The sequence below is a fragment of the Lentzea guizhouensis genome, assembly GCF_001701025.1.
In the GTDB taxonomy this organism is placed as follows: Bacteria; Actinomycetota; Actinomycetes; order Mycobacteriales; family Pseudonocardiaceae; genus Lentzea; species Lentzea guizhouensis.
On the sequence record NZ_CP016793.1, the window covers coordinates 5,991,105 to 6,006,715 of the forward strand.

At 72.2% G+C, this 15,611-nt stretch carries 18 protein-coding genes; 10 read left to right on the forward strand and 8 right to left on the reverse strand.

All coding sequences use genetic code 11. The annotated features are described in order from the left end of the window. Positions 1-432: a metallophosphoesterase family protein gene (locus BBK82_RS29340; RefSeq protein ID WP_237047642.1), complete on the forward strand. Its 432-nt coding sequence runs from the start codon at positions 1-3 to the stop codon at positions 430-432. A 14-nt stretch (positions 433-446) separates the two neighbouring features. Next, positions 447-1,322: a class A beta-lactamase gene (gene bla, locus BBK82_RS29345; protein WP_065917886.1), complete on the forward strand. Its 876-nt coding sequence runs from the start codon at positions 447-449 to the stop codon at positions 1,320-1,322. Here the strand turns inward: bla and BBK82_RS52855 are convergent. The 5 genes from BBK82_RS52855 to BBK82_RS29370 all read right to left on the reverse strand — a co-directional run bounded on the left by BBK82_RS52855 (position 1,306) and on the right by BBK82_RS29370 (position 6,266). After that, positions 1,306-2,622, reverse strand: a complete 1,317-nt coding sequence (locus BBK82_RS52855; RefSeq protein ID WP_083268226.1) for a DUF2185 domain-containing protein — start codon at positions 2,620-2,622, stop codon at positions 1,306-1,308. The genes bla and BBK82_RS52855 overlap by 17 nt on opposite strands. Further along, on the reverse strand, positions 2,582-3,364 hold the full coding sequence (locus BBK82_RS29355; RefSeq protein WP_065917887.1) for an alpha/beta fold hydrolase: 783 nt from the start codon (positions 3,362-3,364) through the stop codon (positions 2,582-2,584). The genes BBK82_RS52855 and BBK82_RS29355 overlap by 41 nt, the downstream gene beginning before the upstream one ends. Positions 3,365-3,403: 39 nt before the next feature. Then, positions 3,404-3,781 (reverse strand): discoidin domain-containing protein, encoded by a 378-nt coding sequence (locus BBK82_RS50680; protein WP_065917888.1) that lies wholly within the window; start codon positions 3,779-3,781, stop codon positions 3,404-3,406. Beyond that, on the reverse strand, positions 3,754-4,134 hold the full coding sequence (locus tag BBK82_RS50685; protein WP_065917889.1) for a hypothetical protein: 381 nt from the start codon (positions 4,132-4,134) through the stop codon (positions 3,754-3,756). The genes BBK82_RS50680 and BBK82_RS50685 overlap by 28 nt, the downstream gene beginning before the upstream one ends. Positions 4,135-4,328: 194 nt before the next feature. Then, positions 4,329-6,266 (reverse strand): discoidin domain-containing protein, encoded by a 1,938-nt coding sequence (locus BBK82_RS29370; protein ID WP_065917890.1) that lies wholly within the window; start codon positions 6,264-6,266, stop codon positions 4,329-4,331. Between the two features lie 154 nt (positions 6,267-6,420). Between BBK82_RS29370 and BBK82_RS29375 the strand changes: the two genes are divergently transcribed. From BBK82_RS29375 to BBK82_RS29400, 6 genes are all read left to right on the forward strand, one after another. Next, entirely contained in the window at positions 6,421-6,681 is a 261-nt protein-coding gene (locus BBK82_RS29375) for a hypothetical protein (RefSeq protein WP_065921443.1), read from the forward strand. 1 nt (position 6,682) lies between these two features. Continuing rightward, the gene (locus BBK82_RS29380) at positions 6,683-7,981 is read left to right on the forward strand and encodes a sensor histidine kinase (protein WP_237047643.1); all 1,299 of its coding nucleotides are present in this window, start codon (positions 6,683-6,685) and stop codon (positions 7,979-7,981) included. Continuing rightward, positions 7,978-8,631 (forward strand): response regulator transcription factor, encoded by a 654-nt coding sequence (locus BBK82_RS29385; RefSeq protein WP_065917892.1) that lies wholly within the window; start codon positions 7,978-7,980, stop codon positions 8,629-8,631. Before BBK82_RS29380 ends, BBK82_RS29385 begins: the two co-directional genes overlap by 4 nt. Before the next feature lie 78 nt (positions 8,632-8,709). After that, a complete protein-coding gene (locus tag BBK82_RS29390; protein ID WP_065917893.1) occupies positions 8,710-9,342 on the forward strand; it encodes an SLC13 family permease in 633 nt (210 codons plus the stop codon). A 462-nt stretch (positions 9,343-9,804) separates the two neighbouring features. Beyond that, the gene (locus BBK82_RS29395; RefSeq protein ID WP_065917894.1) at positions 9,805-10,575 is read left to right on the forward strand and encodes an SLC13 family permease; all 771 of its coding nucleotides are present in this window, start codon (positions 9,805-9,807) and stop codon (positions 10,573-10,575) included. A 12-nt stretch (positions 10,576-10,587) separates the two neighbouring features. After that, positions 10,588-11,721 (forward strand): glycerate kinase family protein, encoded by a 1,134-nt coding sequence (locus BBK82_RS29400; protein WP_065917895.1) that lies wholly within the window; start codon positions 10,588-10,590, stop codon positions 11,719-11,721. Here the strand turns inward: BBK82_RS29400 and BBK82_RS29405 are convergent. Continuing rightward, positions 11,711-12,322 carry a hypothetical protein gene (locus BBK82_RS29405; RefSeq protein ID WP_065921444.1) on the reverse strand — a complete coding sequence of 204 codons (612 nt, stop codon included), beginning with the start codon at positions 12,320-12,322 and terminating at the stop codon, positions 11,711-11,713. The two genes, BBK82_RS29400 and BBK82_RS29405, sit on opposite strands and share 11 nt — an antisense overlap. 19 nt (positions 12,323-12,341) lie before the next feature. Between BBK82_RS29405 and BBK82_RS51835 the strand changes: the two genes are divergently transcribed. Continuing rightward, a complete protein-coding gene (locus tag BBK82_RS51835) occupies positions 12,342-12,503 on the forward strand; it encodes a hypothetical protein (protein WP_170067982.1) in 162 nt (53 codons plus the stop codon). 3 nt (positions 12,504-12,506) lie between these two features. Here the strand turns inward: BBK82_RS51835 and BBK82_RS29410 are convergent, their stop codons facing one another. Next, on the reverse strand, positions 12,507-12,863 hold the full coding sequence (locus BBK82_RS29410; RefSeq protein WP_065917896.1) for an ArsR/SmtB family transcription factor: 357 nt from the start codon (positions 12,861-12,863) through the stop codon (positions 12,507-12,509). Between the two features lie 65 nt (positions 12,864-12,928). Here BBK82_RS29410 and BBK82_RS29415 point away from each other — a divergent pair, with 65 nt between their 5' ends. After that, a complete protein-coding gene (locus BBK82_RS29415) occupies positions 12,929-14,245 on the forward strand; it encodes an MFS transporter (protein WP_065917897.1) in 1,317 nt (438 codons plus the stop codon). Here BBK82_RS29415 and BBK82_RS29420 read toward each other — a convergent pair. Next, the gene (locus BBK82_RS29420; protein WP_065917898.1) at positions 14,242-15,600 is read right to left on the reverse strand and encodes an MFS transporter; all 1,359 of its coding nucleotides are present in this window, start codon (positions 15,598-15,600) and stop codon (positions 14,242-14,244) included. The two genes, BBK82_RS29415 and BBK82_RS29420, sit on opposite strands and share 4 nt — an antisense overlap. Between the last annotated feature and the right edge of the window lie 11 nt (positions 15,601-15,611).

The window sequence follows — 15,611 nt, forward strand, 5'->3', positions numbered from 1 at the left end:
GTGGCCGGTCATCTGCGCACGGCCGAGCTGATCCTGCATGCGGGTGACGTGTGTGTGGCGCCCGTCCTCGACGAACTCGCGCAGTACGCGCCCGTCGTCGCGGTGTGCGGCAACAACGACGGGCCGGACGTCGTGGCGTGGGGCTCGCCGGAGACGGTCGAGGTCGACATCGCGGGCCTGCCGGTGGCGATGATCCACGACAGCGGCCAGAAGACCGGCCGGCTCGCCCGCATGCGCCGCCGGTTCCCCGACGCGCGGCTGGTCGTGTTCGGGCATTCGCACATCCCGCTCGACGAACAGGACGCCGATCTCCGCATCTTCAACCCCGGCTCACCCACCGACAAACGCCGCCAGCCGCACGGAACCCTCGGCCTGCTCGACATCGAGGACGGCGTCCTGCTCAGCGCGCGGATCGTCCCCGTCACACCATGAGTATCTTGTAGATCATGGCCGTTTCTCGTCGTGCGTTCCTCGCGGTGGCAGCAGTTCCACTGGCCGGATGTGCTGCGACACCACAGTCCGCGCCGTCGTCGACGCCGTCAACGCCTCCCGCGCCGACCACGACCACGCCCCCGGCCAGGCACGACCAGCTCTTCGCGCTGGAACAGAAGTTCGGCGCCCGCCTGGGCGTCTTCGCCGGCCGGGGCGACCGCACCGTCGAGCACCGCGCCGACGAGCGGTTCGCGTTCTGCTCGACGTTCAAGGGCCTCGTGACCGCCGCCGTGCTGGACCGCGACGTGCCGCTGGACACCGTCGTCCGCTACACCGACGCCGACCTGATGAAGAGCTCGCAGATCACCCGCCAGCACGTCGCCACCGGCATGTCCCTGCGCGACCTGTGCGACGCGGCGGTCCGCTACAGCGACGGCACGGCCGGGAACCTGTTGCTGCGCACCATCGGCGGCCCCGCCGAACTCACGACGTACCTGCGCGGCCTGGGCGACGAGGTGACCAGGATGGACCGGTGGGAACCCGACCTCACCTCCGCGGTCCCCGACGACCCGCGCGACACCAGCACCCCGCGGGCACTGGGCACCACCTACCGCAAACTGGTGGCGGAGAAGCAGTTCCTGCGCGACCTGATGGAACGCAACACCACCGGTGGCCAGCGGATCCGCGCGGGCGTGCCGAAGGACTGGAAGGTCGCGGACAAGACCGGCACCGGCGACTACGGCACGATGAACGACGTCGGCCTCGCCTGGCCGCCGGCCGGTGAACCACTGCTGATCTCGCTCATGTCCAGCAAACCCACCGCCGACGCGCCCTACGACCAGGCCCTGCTCGCCGAGGCGGCCGCCTACGTCATCACCGCTCTGCCTTGACGAACCCGTCCGCGCCGCGCTCGAACGCCGAACCGGACGGTGCCTCGAACAGCTCTTCGAGTGCGGGCTCGGCCTTGATCAGGTCACGCAACGGCACGACCGCCGCGTTGGCGGAGTCGTCCACGTACTCCTGCGACTCGTCACCGGCGAACACCCGCCAGCCGCTGTCCCCGTCGTGGTCGGGGTCCTCGCGGTAGAGCCACCCGGCGGGCACGCCGTCGCGGGCCACCCGTGCCGACACGATCGCGGCCTTCGCCAGGTCGCCGAACCACAGCCGTTCGAACCGCCGTTGCCGCACCACGATCTCCGGCGCGCCGAGCTCGACGCGCACCCGCAGCAGCGTGCCGTCGGCGGCCAGGTCGCGGAACACCGGGAACGCGCCGTCTCCCCAGGTCGTGAACCAGCCGGTCATCGTCGCGCCGCCGACCTCGATCGTGCCCGACCCGGTGGTGCTGGAGCGCATCTGCCGCAGCACCCGGAAGTGGTCGTCGTGCGGCCGGAAGTCGAACGCGAACCGCAGCCCCTGCTCCCGCAACGCGGTCAGCTCGCCGTGCAGGACCCGCACCTGGTCGAGCGTCAGGCCGGCCCAGAGCCGCTCATCGTCCCCACTGGACGGTGGCACCGACACCCGCGCCGCCACCTCGTCCGCGTCCCCGCCCCAGAAGGCGAGGTCGAACCGGTCGTCGGCGGAGACGTCGCTGCTCCACGCGGACAACGCCACCGGGTCGGCGAACAGCAGCCGCGCCTCGTCCACCAGCACGTACCCGCACGCGACCGACGCCGCCACCTCGCCGTCGGCGCACCGCACCCACACCGAGTGCCAGTTGCCCCGGTCAGGCCCGCCGGGGTCCATCCGCTCGCCCAACACCTGCACCGGCCCGGCGGGTACGCCGCGCACCGCCACCGCCCAGATGCCGTGGAACGGCACCTCGACGCCATCAGGCTGATCGTCGAGCAATGCGCGCACGCGCCTCACGTGCGGCATCCGCGCTATCTGCCGCACGGACGCGTCGAGCCCGGTCCGCGCCACCGCCGACACGACGGGTTCGCCGCCGGCGTTCAGGTCGAACGCGTACCGGCCCTTCACCACGGCCAGGTCGAGCAGACCAGCCGCCTCCCGCGCCTGCGGACCGACGATCTCGAAGTCCGCTGCGGCGTTCGCGCGCGCCACGACGCTCTCCGGCGCGTCACCTCCCTCCAGCACCGGCGGCCGGTCGCCCGACCACATCCGGACCAGTCCGAAGTCGACCAGCAGCAGCTCACCTGACGGAAAGGACACCGTCCCCAGCAGTTCCGGCACGCGGCGAGCTTGTCACACGCGCCCACTGCGCGAGCGTCGGTCCGAGCACTTCGTACACGCGCGGGTCGAACGCCATCCCGGTGTGCGTGCTGCCCACCTCGACGCACTCGGCGTACGGGTCCTGGCACAGCTCCCACGGCACGATGCCGTCCGCTCGCGAGAAGAACGAGATCGCCGGCACCCGCAACGGCTGGGTCATCGACGCGATGTTGTCCTGGTAGCACGGCCCGGTGATGCAGTCGGCGTTGAGCAGGCCGGGAAGCCCCGCCGCGGAGAGCCTGGTGAGGAACCGGGCGATGCGCATGACGTTGGGGTGCGCGCCCAGCGGGTCGAGCACCGGGCTGCTCATCATCACCAGGCCGCGCACCAGGTCCGGCCGCCGGGCGGCGGCCAGGCGTGCGAGGCCGCCGCCGCGGCTCTGGCCGAGCAGGACAACGGGGGCACGGGTCCGCTCGGCATGTCGGACGAGACTCGCCATGAGCCGTTCGAGCAGGTCGGTCGTGCAGCCGACGGTGAACCCGACCTTGGCGCTGACCGGGACGTACCCGCGGGCACGCAGCCACCACGACGCCGGGGCGAGACTGATGTCGCCCGCGCCGAAACCGGGCACCAGCACGACGCCGAGGCCGCCGCCCTCGGCCGGGTCGGCGTTGCGCCACACCGGATGGCGCATGAGCCTCGGCACGTCCACGAGCGCCCGGAAGGCACTCTCCCGTGCAGCAGATCGCACACCGTCGAACATGCGTCGTGGTTTGCCCTGGGATCGTGCCCTAAACCAGGGTCAGCGCACCGTGACGCTCGTGAGTGACGCGTCGCCCGGCCGCCAGCGCGTCGAGACGGCCACGTACCTGGCATCGGTTGCGGGGCCGTAGGTGCGGCCGTCCACGCTGTAGGAGACGGTGTGCGCCGGCTCCCGCCCGTCCGTCCACTTGAGCCGGACGTGCCCGATCCGGTGCACCGCGCCGAGGTCGACGACCATCCGCCCGTCGCGCCCCGGTGTCCACGCCGTCCGGTCCTCGCCGTCGACCGCGCGGGCCGGATCGCTCATGCCGGGCGGCAGCACGGAGTTCGGGAACGTGACGCGGCCCAGCGCGAGGTCGTCGACCGGAAACGCCTGCGCGCCGGGCATGGTCACCGTGCGGTCGCCGCGGCCCAGCACGACCCGCAGCGCGCCGCGCGTGGGTCGCGTGAACCGCGCCGGACCGCTGAACGTGCGGTGATGCCGGCCGGGATGCCGCGGACGGTGAACCACGGCGCCTCGACCCGTGCGGTGGCGGCGGGCAGCGTGAGGTCGTAGGAGATGCCGCCGGCCGTGGTGACCTGGGTGCCCCGGTACAGCCGCGAGCCGCGCACGTGGACGGTGCCGGTGACGTCGGCGTCCGACAGGTTGAACACGGTGAGGAACCCGTCCGCGCCGCTCGCCAGCACCGACGGCGGGCACTGCGGGGGAGCCTGCGCCGCGATCGCCCGCAGGTCGGCGCGCACGTAGCCCTCGACGAGCCCGGCGGGCACCGTGATCGTGTCGCCCTCGACCCTGATCGGCTCGGCGCCGCGCGCGACGAACCCGGCGGGCCGTCGACGTCCAGCCAGCCGGCGTGCTCAGGTCCGGCCGCGGGTACTCGGCGACCGTCGTCCACGCGGCGCGTCGGCCGACGTCTCGATCCGGTAGGCGCCCGCGGCGGTCTCCCAGCGCAGCCGCACGGTGCTCACCTGTGTTCGGCGCCGAGGTCCACCGCGAGCCAGCTGTCAGCCCGGCCGCGGTCGGTGCGGGAGACCGCCCAGCGGGTGTCCGGGTCGCCGTCGGTGGCCATGGCGGGCGTGCGGCCGGTGTCGTGCGACGACGCCGTGGCCGGCTTGCCGCGGGCGAGGTCGCCGTTGACGTCGAAGTCGAACACCGAGTAGCCGTAGGTGGGATGCGGTCGCACGCCGACCATGCGGACGTGGCGGGCGGTGGTCGCCGGGAACGTCAGCTCGTCCACCCGGAAGGTCTCCCTGGCGCGCACGACCGCCGTGCCCGCGGCGCTCCGGTAGGTGCGGGTGCCGGTGAGGATCCCCGGCATGGCCAGGTTGTGCACGTCCACGCGGCCCGGCGCGGGCAGCGCGCACACGATCGTGCCGGTGGGCAGCGTAGCGGTGCCGGCGAACCCGTCCGCGAACGCCAGCAAGCTCGCCGTGCCGTCGAAACCGTCGCGAACCCGTTGGTACACCACGGTGTTGCGCTGGGTGACCGCCTTGGCAGGCAGCAGCATGGGGGTGGTGCCGCTGATCGTGAACAGCCAGTCGTCGTGCGCGGGCTGCCAGGCGAACTTCGTGAAGCCCGGCTTGGTGACCGTGGCGGCCCAGGCGGCGGTGGACTGATGGGTGAGCAGGCCGGGGTCGGCGCCGTGGTCGATCGTGAGCGAGGCGCGGGTGAAGAAGTCCTGTTCGGACACCGGAGCCGGCGCCGGCCGCAGCTGGTGCAGCAGGTAGCTGATCGCGAGCTCGGCCCGTGCCTCCGGCTCGTACTTGGCCTCGCCGGAGAACTTCGCCAGCCGGTACGTCGGCGGGTGCGCCTGGTAGGCGAGCAACCGGGAGGCCAGCGCGACCTCCGCGCGGGCCGCCATCGGGTCGCGCAGCACCGTGGAGCGGAACGCGAGCGGGATGACGTCACGGCCGTAGAGGTGCTCGCGGTCGTCGACCATCGGCATCAGCGGCTCACCGGCGTCGCTCATGTTCGCGAGGATGGTGCGCCACAACAGTTCCCCGTTCGGTTGCCTGGTCAGCACCTCGGGCAGCGGACGGCCGGCGAGCAGGAAGTGCACGGCGTTGCGGCCCGACGTGCGCCACAGCTCCTCCTGGTAGTGCGGGCCGAACGAGCCGTGGTTCTCGACGATGAACGTGTCGTGCAGGTTCGTCGCGGTGTTGGCCGAGATCGGCACGCCGTCGACCAGGGCCGGGTTGGCGAGGTCGGCGGCGGGCAGCCCCGCCTCGTTGCGGCTCCACCGGCCGAACGCCTCCCGCCAGCCGGGCCCGTCGCCGTGCCAGGCCAGACCGGGTGCGAGCGCCTGGGCGTAGACGCCCATCTCCTCCAGCTTGGTGTCACCGCGGTGGCCGCCGACCAGGCCGTTCGGGGTCCAGCCGCCCGACCGCGGGTCGTTGCCGGTGCCGAGCGAGGTCGTGTAGTCGGCCTGGCCGCGGGCGATCGTCTCGACGTGCGAGCGCGTCTGCGCGTCCAGGTCCGGCCACAGCAGGCGGGCGGCCAGCACGAAGTAGGACTGGAACGTGGTGTCCCAGAACAGCGTCTTGCCCCACTCGGTGCCACCGGCCAGCACGTTGCTCGCGGCGAAGTGCCTGATGGTGGCCAGCGTGCGGGCTTTGAGCACGTCCTTCTCGACACCGGCGAGCGCGGCGTCGTAGGTGCCCCTGGTGAGCAGCACGGCGTTGCCGAGCACGACCGCGAACCCGAAGTCGGTGCGCCGGTACCGGCCCGCTGTCTCGTCGAACTGGGTCTCCGACCACCGCGTGTGGCGCAGCAGCACCTCGTAGTACACGTCAGCGACACCGTGCTCCAGGACACCATGTTCCTGGGCTTGCGCGATCCCGGGCGTCACGGCCAGCAGGCCGGTGGCGTAGAGGAACTGCCTGCGGTTGATCAGCCATGACATCGTTGTCAACTCCCGAGGTGAGACCGCTGACATCGTGTGTGGACGGCCCCCTCCGGTCAAGGTGCTGGCGATTATCAGTCGATTTGCGGACAGATGAGGGAATCTTCATCTTGGTCTCATGTCGGGCGCGGGCTTCAGGGGCAGGCTGGGCCGCATGCTGCCGTCCGCACGCACGGGCACGCTCCTCGTGGCCGTGCTCAGCGTGGCGTGCGCGGTCGCCGCCGTGCTGCTCGTGCTCACCGTGGTGCGGCCGGTGCCACCGCAGGTGCGCGCGCCAGAGGTCCAGATAGGACGATCCGCCCCGCCGACCACCCCGCCCGTGACCGCCACGCCCACCCCCACGCCGGCGTCGACCCCCGGCGCCGTGCTGCCGCCACCGCCGCCGGTCACCGACGATGACGACGAGGACGACTGACTTGCCCGCACGCGTGAAGATCATGTGCTGGCTCCTCGGCCTCATGGCACTCGTGCTCGCGACCGTCGTGGTGGTCGTGTGGCGGCTGCTGCTCGTCGAGGTCGACGACCGGGTGAACCGGGCGCTCGAACAGGAGACCAACGAGTTCAGCACCTACGCCGAGACGCACTCGGGCACCGCGCGGTCGGTGACCGAGGCGCACCTGAAGCTGCAGTACCCGGACGAGTTCGAGCTGCACCTGGCCGTGCTGCCCGACGGTGTGGTCGTGCAGCGGGCCGACCACACCCACCCGCTCGACCACGACCGCTCAGTCGTGAACGCCATCGTCGCGGCACCGCGGTCGTGGGGCGTGGCGGCGACGGCGGCGGGCCCGTTCCGCTGGGCGAAGGTGCACGCGACGGCCGGCGGCACGGACGTGTGGTTCGTGACCGGCTACTTCGAGGACGGCGTGACCGGCCCGGTCGACTCGACCGTGCGCGTGCTGGTCGTGGTGTCGCTGATCGGGCTGCTGATCGCCGCGCTGATCGCGTGGCTGGTGGCGGGGGTGATCCTGGCACCGGTGCGCGCGGTCCGGCAGGCCGCCGAGCAGATCACCGAGGACGACCTGACCCGCCGCATCACCGTGTCCGGGCGTGACGACGTGGCCGCGCTGGCCTCGCAGTTCAACGCGATGCTGGACCGGCTGGAGCAGGCGTTCCGCGAGCAGCGCGAGTTCCTCGACGACGCCTCGCACGAGCTGCGCACGCCGATCACGATCGTGCGCGGCCACCTGGAGCTGCTCGGCGACGACCCCTTTGAGCGGGCCGAGGTCGTCCGGCTGTGCACCGACGAGCTCGACCGGATGGCGCGGCTGGTCGAGGACCTGTTGCTGCTGGCCAAGGCCCAGCGCCCGGACTTCCTGCGCCCGGTACCGGTCAGCCTGCCCGAGCTCACCAGCGACATCGACGCGAAGCTGCGTGCGCTGGGCGACCGGCGCTGGGTGCTGGACTCGATCGCGGAGGGGGAGGCCGTGCTGGACCCGCAGCGCATCACCCAGGCCGTGGTGCAGCTGGCGTCGAACGCGCTGCGGTACACATCCGCCGGCGCCGAGATCCGGTTCGGGTCCGCTGTGGACGGTGTGGTGTCGTTCTGGGTGGCGGACTCCGGCTCCGGTGTGCGGGACTCGTCCCGGCTGTTCTCCCGCGCCACCGGCCTCGGCCTGCCGATCGTGAAGGCCATCGCGGAAGCCCACAACGGGCGCGTGCGGGTCGCGTCGGTGCCGGGCGAGGGAGCGACGTTCACCGTGGAGGTGCCCAGATGACCGGCCGGATCCTGATCGTGGAGGACGAGGAGCGGATCGCCTCGTTCGTGGAGAAGGGACTGCGCGCCAACGGTTTCTCGACCTCGGTCGTGTCGTCGGGTGCGGACGCGCTGTCGTGGGCGGCGTCGTTCGACCTGGTGGTGCTCGACCTCGGCCTGTCCGACGTGGACGGCTTCACGGTGCTGCGCTCGATGCGCGCGGAGGGGATCGCCACGCCGGTGATCATCCTGACCGCACGCGACTCGGTGCACGACACGGTGGCCGGCCTGTCCGGTGGTGCCGACGACTACATGACCAAGCCGTTCCGGTTCGAGGAGCTGCTGGCGCGCGTGCGGTTGCGGCTGCGGCCACCCGGCGTGCCCGAGGCGACGGTGCTGTCGGCCGGGACGCTGTCGCTGGACCTGCGCACCCGGCAGGCCGTGCTGCCGTCCGGGCCGGTGGACCTGACCGCGCGGGAGTTCGCGTTGCTGGAGCTGTTCCTGCGCCATCCCGGGCAGGTGCTGGTGCGCGAGCAGATCCTGTCGCACGTGTGGGGGTACGACTTCGACCCGGGGTCCAACGTGGTCGACGTCTACGTCCGGTCGCTGCGGCGCAAGATCGGTGCGGAGCGGGTGGAGACCGTGCGGGGGATGGGCTACCGCCTCGTGTGACGGATGCTCGTGACTGGATGAAGGTCCTCTCATCTCGGCCTCACGCTGAGGTCAGCGCCGGTCGGCAGGGTTGTCGGCATGATCGTGACGCTGGCGGTGTTCGTGGTGGCGGTGGTGCTGTGGGTCTGCACCCCGCTCGACGACACGTTCGTGGCCGTGGCCGCCGTGGTGGCGCTGCTGCTGTTCGGGGTGCTGCCGGCTTCGGCCCTGGCGGTGCTGGGCGGCTCCACGACGTGGCTGCTGATCGCGGCCTTCGTGCTGGCGTGCGGGGTGACCGCGTCGGGCCTGCCGGGGCGCCTGGCGTCGGCTCTGGTCGGCCGGGCCCGTTCGGTGCGCGGCCTGTTCCACCTGGTCGCCGTGGCGTTGTTGCTGACGGCGTTCTTCGTGCCGTCGACGTCCGGGCGCGCGGCGCTGGCGTTGCCGGTGTTCGGCGCCCTGTCGGAACGGCTGGACCGCCGGGTGACGCGCGCTCTGGGCGTGCTGTTCCCGTCGGTGATCCTGCTGACGGCCGTCGCCACGCTGGTCGGGGCGGGCGCGCACCTGATCACGAGCTCACTGCTGGAGTCGGCGACGGGTCAGGGCATGGGGTTCGGGCAGTGGCTGCTGCTCGGGCTGCCGCTGGCGGTGGTGAGCGCGCACGTGACGGCCGAGATCGTGCTGTGCTGTTCACGACGCGAGCGGACCGCGCGACACCGCTCGCCGGTCCGCTGACCAGGACACGCTGCGGCTCGCCGTTCCCGTCGCGCGCACCTCGCAGCGTTCCGGCGCGCCAGCACACGTGCTCGCCTTCCGCTCGCACGGCCGCAGCGTTCCGGCTTGCCCAGCACCTCGCTCGCCACTCCCGAGCCGCGCGCCACTCCTGACCGCGCACCTTGCCGCTCGCGCTCCCGAGCCGCGCCTGCCGCTCGCCGCTCCTGCGCCGCGCACTCACTCGCCACCGTCGCAGCGCGGAGCGAGGGTCCCCTCCAAGGGGTCCCCTTTTCCAATTCTCCCAGACAGCACCGACAATTCCGGCCGCTCGCCCGTCTGCGCAGCTCAACGCTCACCAAGCCGGAACTCACCGCGCTCATCACCGTCCTCACGGTCTCCGCCCTCTGGCTCACCGAACCGTGGCACGGCCTTCCGCCCGAGATCCCCGCCCTCGCCGCTCGCACGGCCCGCAGCGTTCCGGCCTTGCCCAGCGCACCTCGCCGCTCGCCACTCCCGAGCGCGCCACTCCTGACCCGCGCACCTTGCCGCTCGCCGCTCCCGAGCCGCGCGCCCTGCCGCTCGCCGCTCCTGCGCCGCGCACTCACTCCCTCGCCACCGTCGCAGCGCGGAGCGAGTCTGCGCAGCTCAACGCTCACCAAGCCGGAACTCACCGCGCTCATCACCGTCCTCACGGTCTCCGCCCTCTGGCTCACCGAACCGTGGCACGGCCTTCCGCCCGAGATCCCCGCCCTCGCCGGCGCCGTCGCCATCACCGCCCCGCGCCTCGGCACCACCACCCTCAAGCACGCCCTCACCACCGTGCCGTGGGACCTCCTGATCTTCATGGCCGCCACCACCGCCCTCGGCACCGCGCTGGTCAAGTCCGGCGCCGCCCACCACGCCGCCCACCTCATCACCACCGAGGCCCTGCTGCCGACCGTGATCGCCGTCAGCCTGCTCGCCCACCTTGTGATCCAGTCGCGCTCGGCCCGCTCGTCCGTCCTGGTGCCGATCGTCATCCCGCTCGCCGCCGCCGCGGGCCTCAACCCCGCCGCCCTCGCGTTCGCCTCCACCGCGGCCGCCGGCTTCTGCCACACGCTCACCTCCTCCGCGAAGCCGGTCGCCCTGTTCTCGCACGCCTACCGCCCGCGCGACCTGCTCAAGCTCTCCGCCGTCCTCGCCCCGGTCACCGCACTGCTCGTGTGGACCTGCGCCACCCAGCTGTGGCCGCACCTCGGCCTCCCACTGCACTAGAAAGGAACCCCGATGCGCTTCCTCGTCGCCCCCAGCGGTTTCAAGGAGTCCCTCGACGCCGTGGCCGTCGCCGACGCGATCGCCGCCGGCATCCACCGCGTCGTCCCCGGCGCCGTCGTCGACAAGGTCCCGCTCGTCGACGGCGGCGAAGGCTCCGCCGCCGCCCTCGCCGAGGCCACCGGCGGCACCCTCGTCCCGGCACTGGTCACCGGCCCCACCGGCGACCAGGTCCCGTCCCACTTCGCCCTGCTCGGCGGCCCCGGCCCGCGCACCGCCGTCGTCGAGATGGCCGCCTGCGCGGGCCTCCGCCTGGTCCCCAAGGACCACCGCGACCCGACCACCACCACGACCTACGGCGTCGGCGAGCTCATCAAGGCCGCCCTCGACCTCGGCGTCGACCACGTCCTCATCGGCTGCGGCGACTCCGGCACCAGCGACGGCGGCGCGGGCGCGCTGCAAGCACTCGGCGCCCACGTCCTCGACGCCCACGGCCGCGAAATCCCCCGCGGTGGCGCCGCTCTCGCCCGCGCCCGCACCCTCGACCTGTCCGAAGTGGACCCACGTCTGGACAAGGTGGACATCACCGTGGCCTGCAACCCGCACAACGTCCTGACCGGCCCCCGCGGCGTCGCTCGCGTCTTCGGCCCCCAGAAGGGCGCCACCCCACCCCAGGTCGACCAGCTCGCCGCCGCACTGGACAACTGGGCGAACCTCCTCGGCGACGTCCACACCATCCCCGGCGGCGGCGCCTCAGGAGGCCTCGGCGCCGGCCTGCACGCCCTCGGCGCCACCCTCGTCCCGCGCTTCGACGTCATCCTCGACCACTCCGACCTCGACGCCCGCCTCCCGCACGCCGACCTCGTCATCACCGCCGAAGGAGCCATCGACGCCCAGACCCCGCACGGCAAGGTCCCCGCCGAAGTCGCCCGCCGCGCCAAGCGCCACGGCAAGCCCGTCATCGCAATGGCCGGCACCATCGGCGCCGACGCCCGCGTGAACCACGACGTCGGCATCGACGCCTACACCAGCATCATCGCCGCACCCGTCGCGCTCGACACGGCCATCGCGACTGCCGCGTGCCTGCTGACGGACGCGACCGAACGCACGTTGCGGCTGGTGCTGGTCGGGGCGGCGCTCACCCGGTGACCGCGATCTCCTCACCCAGCTTCGCCCCGTCCAGCAGCTCCAGGTCGTCCCCGCTCCAGAACCTCCCCGGGTCGTACCAGTTCGGCCGCCGCTTCGGCAGCAACCCCATCGCCTCGTACGTCACCGCCACGATCTCCGCGCAAAAAGCGCTCTCCAGCGTCGCGTCCGCCTTCGCGCGCAACGGAACGCGCCCGCGCACCCACCGCGACGCCAGCCGGGCGGTGGTCGGGAACGGCGTGCCGTCCAGGCGTGCGATCGTCTGCAGGGCCGCGTCCTCCATCTCACGGGTCACGGGGTGGTCGAGCTGCCGCAGCCACGCGCGCTGGCCGTACTTGTCGTGCCACGTCACCACGGCGTCGCGCAGGTCGTGGAGCTGGGCGCCGCGGTGGTGGGTGCCCGACCACATGTCCTTGAGCGACTTGCCGAGCTCCGCGTGCCACATGAGCGGCGGGAGGTCGTCGAGCACCACGGCCATGCCGACGTGGTTGACCGGGCTGTTCGTCATGGCCTGGATCGCGCGGTCCGCGGCGCTGCGGCCGCGGAACACCCACACGTCACCGGTGCGGGTCAGGTCGACGGCTTCGTCCAGGGTTATCGCCATGACCACGTAGCCTAGGCACATGAAGCTCTGGAAGGTGCTCGGGATCGCCGCGTTCGCCGGTGTCGCGGCCAGTGGTGCGCTCGTGGCCCGCAACCAGCGCCGCCGGGCCGCCTACACGCCGGACCAGGTCAGGGAGCGGTTGCACGAGCGGCTGGCCGACGCGAACCGCGCCGAGAACTGAGCTTCAGTCGTGGTCGGGCTGCCCGGTGAGGTGGTGGTCGGCCGCGTTGACCGCCTCGGCAAGCAGCCTGCGCACGTGCCCGCCGCGCGCCCGGTAGAGCGAACGCCTGCCGTCGCGCCGCACCGTCACCAGACCGGTCATCCGCAGCTTCGCCAGGTGCTGTGACACCGCGGGCCGCGCGATCTCCACCTTCTCCGCGAGCGTCGTCACGTCGTACTCGTCGCCGCACAGCAGCCACAACATGCGCAGGCGCGTCGGGTCGGCCAGCATCCGGAACCCGTCGACGGCGGCCTCGACGTGCTCGCCCGGCGGGAGTTGTTGCCAGAACTCCGCTGTTGCCACATGGTCGCTCTCGCGCATGAACGCATGTTGCCACCAATTGGCATGGTCGACGAGTGCGCACATGTGCACATATATTGCGGCACATGCACGTTGTGCTGAGCAACCGCACTTACCGCCACCTGTTCGGCGCGCAGGTCGTCGCGCTCACGGGCACCGGGCTCGCGACCGTCGCGCTCGGACTGCTCGCCCACGACCTGGCCGGACCGGACGCGGGCGCCGTGCTCGGCACCGCGCTGGCCGTGAAGATGCTGGCTTACGTCGGCGTCGCTCCGATCGCGGCCGCGGTGCTCGGCGCGTTGCCGCGGCGTGCGGTGCTCGTGGCGCTCGACCTCGTGCGCGCGGCGGTGGCGGTCGCGTTGCCGTGGGTGGACCAGATCTGGCAGGTCCACGCGCTGATCTTCGTGCTGCAGGCGGCTTCTGCCGCGTTCACGCCGCTGTTCCAGGCGACCATCCCGGACGTGCTGCCCGGCGAACGCGACTACACCCGCGCGCTCACGTTGTCGCGCCTCGCCTACGACCTGGAAGGTCTGCTCAGCCCCACGATCGCCGCCGCGCTGCTCACGTTCGTCACCTTCAACCACCTCTTCGTGGGCACCGCGATCGGGTTCGCTGCCTCGGCGGTGCTGGTGGTCTCGGTCTTCCTCCCGCGCCCACGACCGATCACGCGCAGACGAGGCCGCACGACCCGTGGCATCCGCATCTACCTCGCCACGCCACGGCTGCGCGGCCTGCTCGCCGTGCACCTCGCCGCCGCTGCCGCCGGGTCCATGGTGCTCGTCAACACCGTCGCCCACGTCCGCGACGGGCTCGGCCGAGACGCGCCTGACGTCGCGATCGCGTTGGCAGCAAACGGAATCGGCTCACTGGCCGCCGCTCTCGTGCTACCGGGGCTGCTTGATCGCGTCGCTGATCGCGCTGTAGTGCTGAGCGCATGCGTCACGTTGACCGTCGCGCTGTTCGCTGGAACCACTGCTGCAGCAACCAGCTGGACCGGCGTGCTGATGCTGTGGGCGCTGATCGGCGCGGGATGTTCCTTCGCGCTGACGCCGGGAGCGCGGCTGCTGCGCCGTTCCGCGGACGAGACCGACCGGCCCGCGTTGTTCGCGGCGGACTTCGCGCTCTCGCACGCCTGCTGGCTCGTCTGCTACCCGCTGGCCGGTTGGGTCGCGAGCGCGGCCGGCGCCACCGCGGCCTTCATCGTGCTCGGCGTGGTCACCGCGGCCGCCACCGTGGCCGCAGTCCGGCTGTGGCCGACGTCCGATCCCGAGGTCGTCGAGCACGTCCACGACGACCTCGAGCCGGACCACCACCACCTGTGCGACGCGGTGCTCGCCGGGGGAGGATGGCGGCACGCGCACCCGTTCCGCATCGACGACCACCACGAACGCTGGCCGCGCTAGACCTCCGTCTTCGCCACGGCCGTCCCGGCGGGAATGAGCCGGAAAGCCACCCACGCCGCTACAGCGACCAGCGCCGCCGCCACCAGCGCCGTGCCCTGCACCGCCTCGGTGAACGTCCCCGACACCGCCCACGCCGACAGCACCGTTCCGAGGACCGCGATCCCCATCGCCGCGCCGAGCTCGTAGGCCGTCTCCGACACCGCCGACGCCGCACCCGCCTTGTCCGCGGGCACCGCCGACACCACCGCGTCCGTCGTGAGCGTCAACGCCAGCCCCACGCCGCCGCCGATGACCACCAACGCCACCGCGATCGACGCGTAGACCGCCGAGATCCCGATCAGCACCAGCCCGCCCGCGCTCACCAGCAGACCCAGCGCGATCGCCCGCCCACGCCCCAGCCGGCGCACCACCGGCCCGATGAACGCGATCACCACCAGCCCGGCGATCCCGAGCGGCAGCTCCCGCAGCCCGGCCTCCAGCGGCGAGTAGCCCAGCACGTTCTGGAAGTACTGCGACAGGAAGAACACCAGCCCGGTCATGGCGAACACCGCGATCACCGTCGCCCCCACAGCACCGGAGAACGCCGGCTTGCGGAACAGCCCCACGTCGAACATCGGGTGCTCGGACCGCTGCTGGCGCCGCACGAACAGCCACAGCCCCGCCACACCGACCACCGCGGCGACCAGCGCCGTCCACGACGTCCCGCCCAGCGCGACCTCCTTGACCGCGTACACCAGCGGCACCACGCCGACCGCGGACAGCGCGGCGGAGACCAGGTCGAACGGCCCCGGCTCCGGGTCACGCGACTCCGGCAGCCAGATGTAGCCGAAGACCAGCAAGACCACCATCACCGGCAGGTTGATGATGAACACCGAACCCCACCAGAAGTGCTCCAGCAGCACCCCACCGACCAACGGCCCCATCGCCGCACCCGCGGTCGCCATCCCGGCCCACACCGCGACCGCCTTCGTGCGCTGCGCCGGGTCGGTGAACATGTTCCGGATGATCGACAGCGTCGACGGCATGATCGTCGCGCCCGCCACGCCCAGCAGCGCCCGCGCCACGACCAACCACCCCGCCGACGGCGCGAACGCGGCCACCAACGACGCGGCCCCGAAGCCGAAAGCGCCGATGAGCAGCAGTTTCTTGCGGCCGATCCGATCGCCCAGCGTGCCCATCGTGACGAGCAGGCCGCCGAGCACGAACGAGTAGACGTCGCCGATCCACAGCACCTCCGCCGCCGACGGCGCCAGGTCCTGCTGCAACGCGGGCAACGCCAAAGCCAGCACCGTGCCGTCGACGGCGATCAACAACAACGCGAGCGCGAGCACACCCAGTGCCGCCCACTTGCGCATGACGCCTCCCT

What these genes read in the sequence shown, in the direction of transcription:
- BBK82_RS29410 (WP_065917896.1), bottom strand. Translation starts at nt 12,863, where the DNA reads ATGCGCGAGAGCGACCATGTGGCAACAGCGGAGTTCTGGCAACAACTC.
- BBK82_RS29400 (WP_065917895.1), top strand. Translation starts at nt 10,588, where the DNA reads ATGCGCTTCCTCGTCGCCCCCAGCGGTTTCAAGGAGTCCCTCGACGCC.
- BBK82_RS29375 (WP_065921443.1), top strand. Translation starts at nt 6,421, where the DNA reads ATGCTGCCGTCCGCACGCACGGGCACGCTCCTCGTGGCCGTGCTCAGC.
- BBK82_RS29415 (WP_065917897.1), top strand. Translation starts at nt 12,929, where the DNA reads ATGCACGTTGTGCTGAGCAACCGCACTTACCGCCACCTGTTCGGCGCG.
- BBK82_RS29385 (WP_065917892.1), top strand. Translation starts at nt 7,978, where the DNA reads ATGACCGGCCGGATCCTGATCGTGGAGGACGAGGAGCGGATCGCCTCG.
- BBK82_RS29390 (WP_065917893.1), top strand. Translation starts at nt 8,710, where the DNA reads ATGATCGTGACGCTGGCGGTGTTCGTGGTGGCGGTGGTGCTGTGGGTC.
- bla (WP_065917886.1), top strand. Translation starts at nt 447, where the DNA reads ATGGCCGTTTCTCGTCGTGCGTTCCTCGCGGTGGCAGCAGTTCCACTG.
- BBK82_RS29370 (WP_065917890.1), bottom strand. Translation starts at nt 6,266, where the DNA reads ATGTCATGGCTGATCAACCGCAGGCAGTTCCTCTACGCCACCGGCCTG.
- BBK82_RS29355 (WP_065917887.1), bottom strand. Translation starts at nt 3,364, where the DNA reads ATGTTCGACGGTGTGCGATCTGCTGCACGGGAGAGTGCCTTCCGGGCG.
- BBK82_RS29405 (WP_065921444.1), bottom strand. Translation starts at nt 12,322, where the DNA reads ATGGCGATAACCCTGGACGAAGCCGTCGACCTGACCCGCACCGGTGAC.
- BBK82_RS51835 (WP_170067982.1), top strand. Translation starts at nt 12,342, where the DNA reads ATGAAGCTCTGGAAGGTGCTCGGGATCGCCGCGTTCGCCGGTGTCGCG.
- BBK82_RS29420 (WP_065917898.1), bottom strand. Translation starts at nt 15,600, where the DNA reads ATGCGCAAGTGGGCGGCACTGGGTGTGCTCGCGCTCGCGTTGTTGTTG.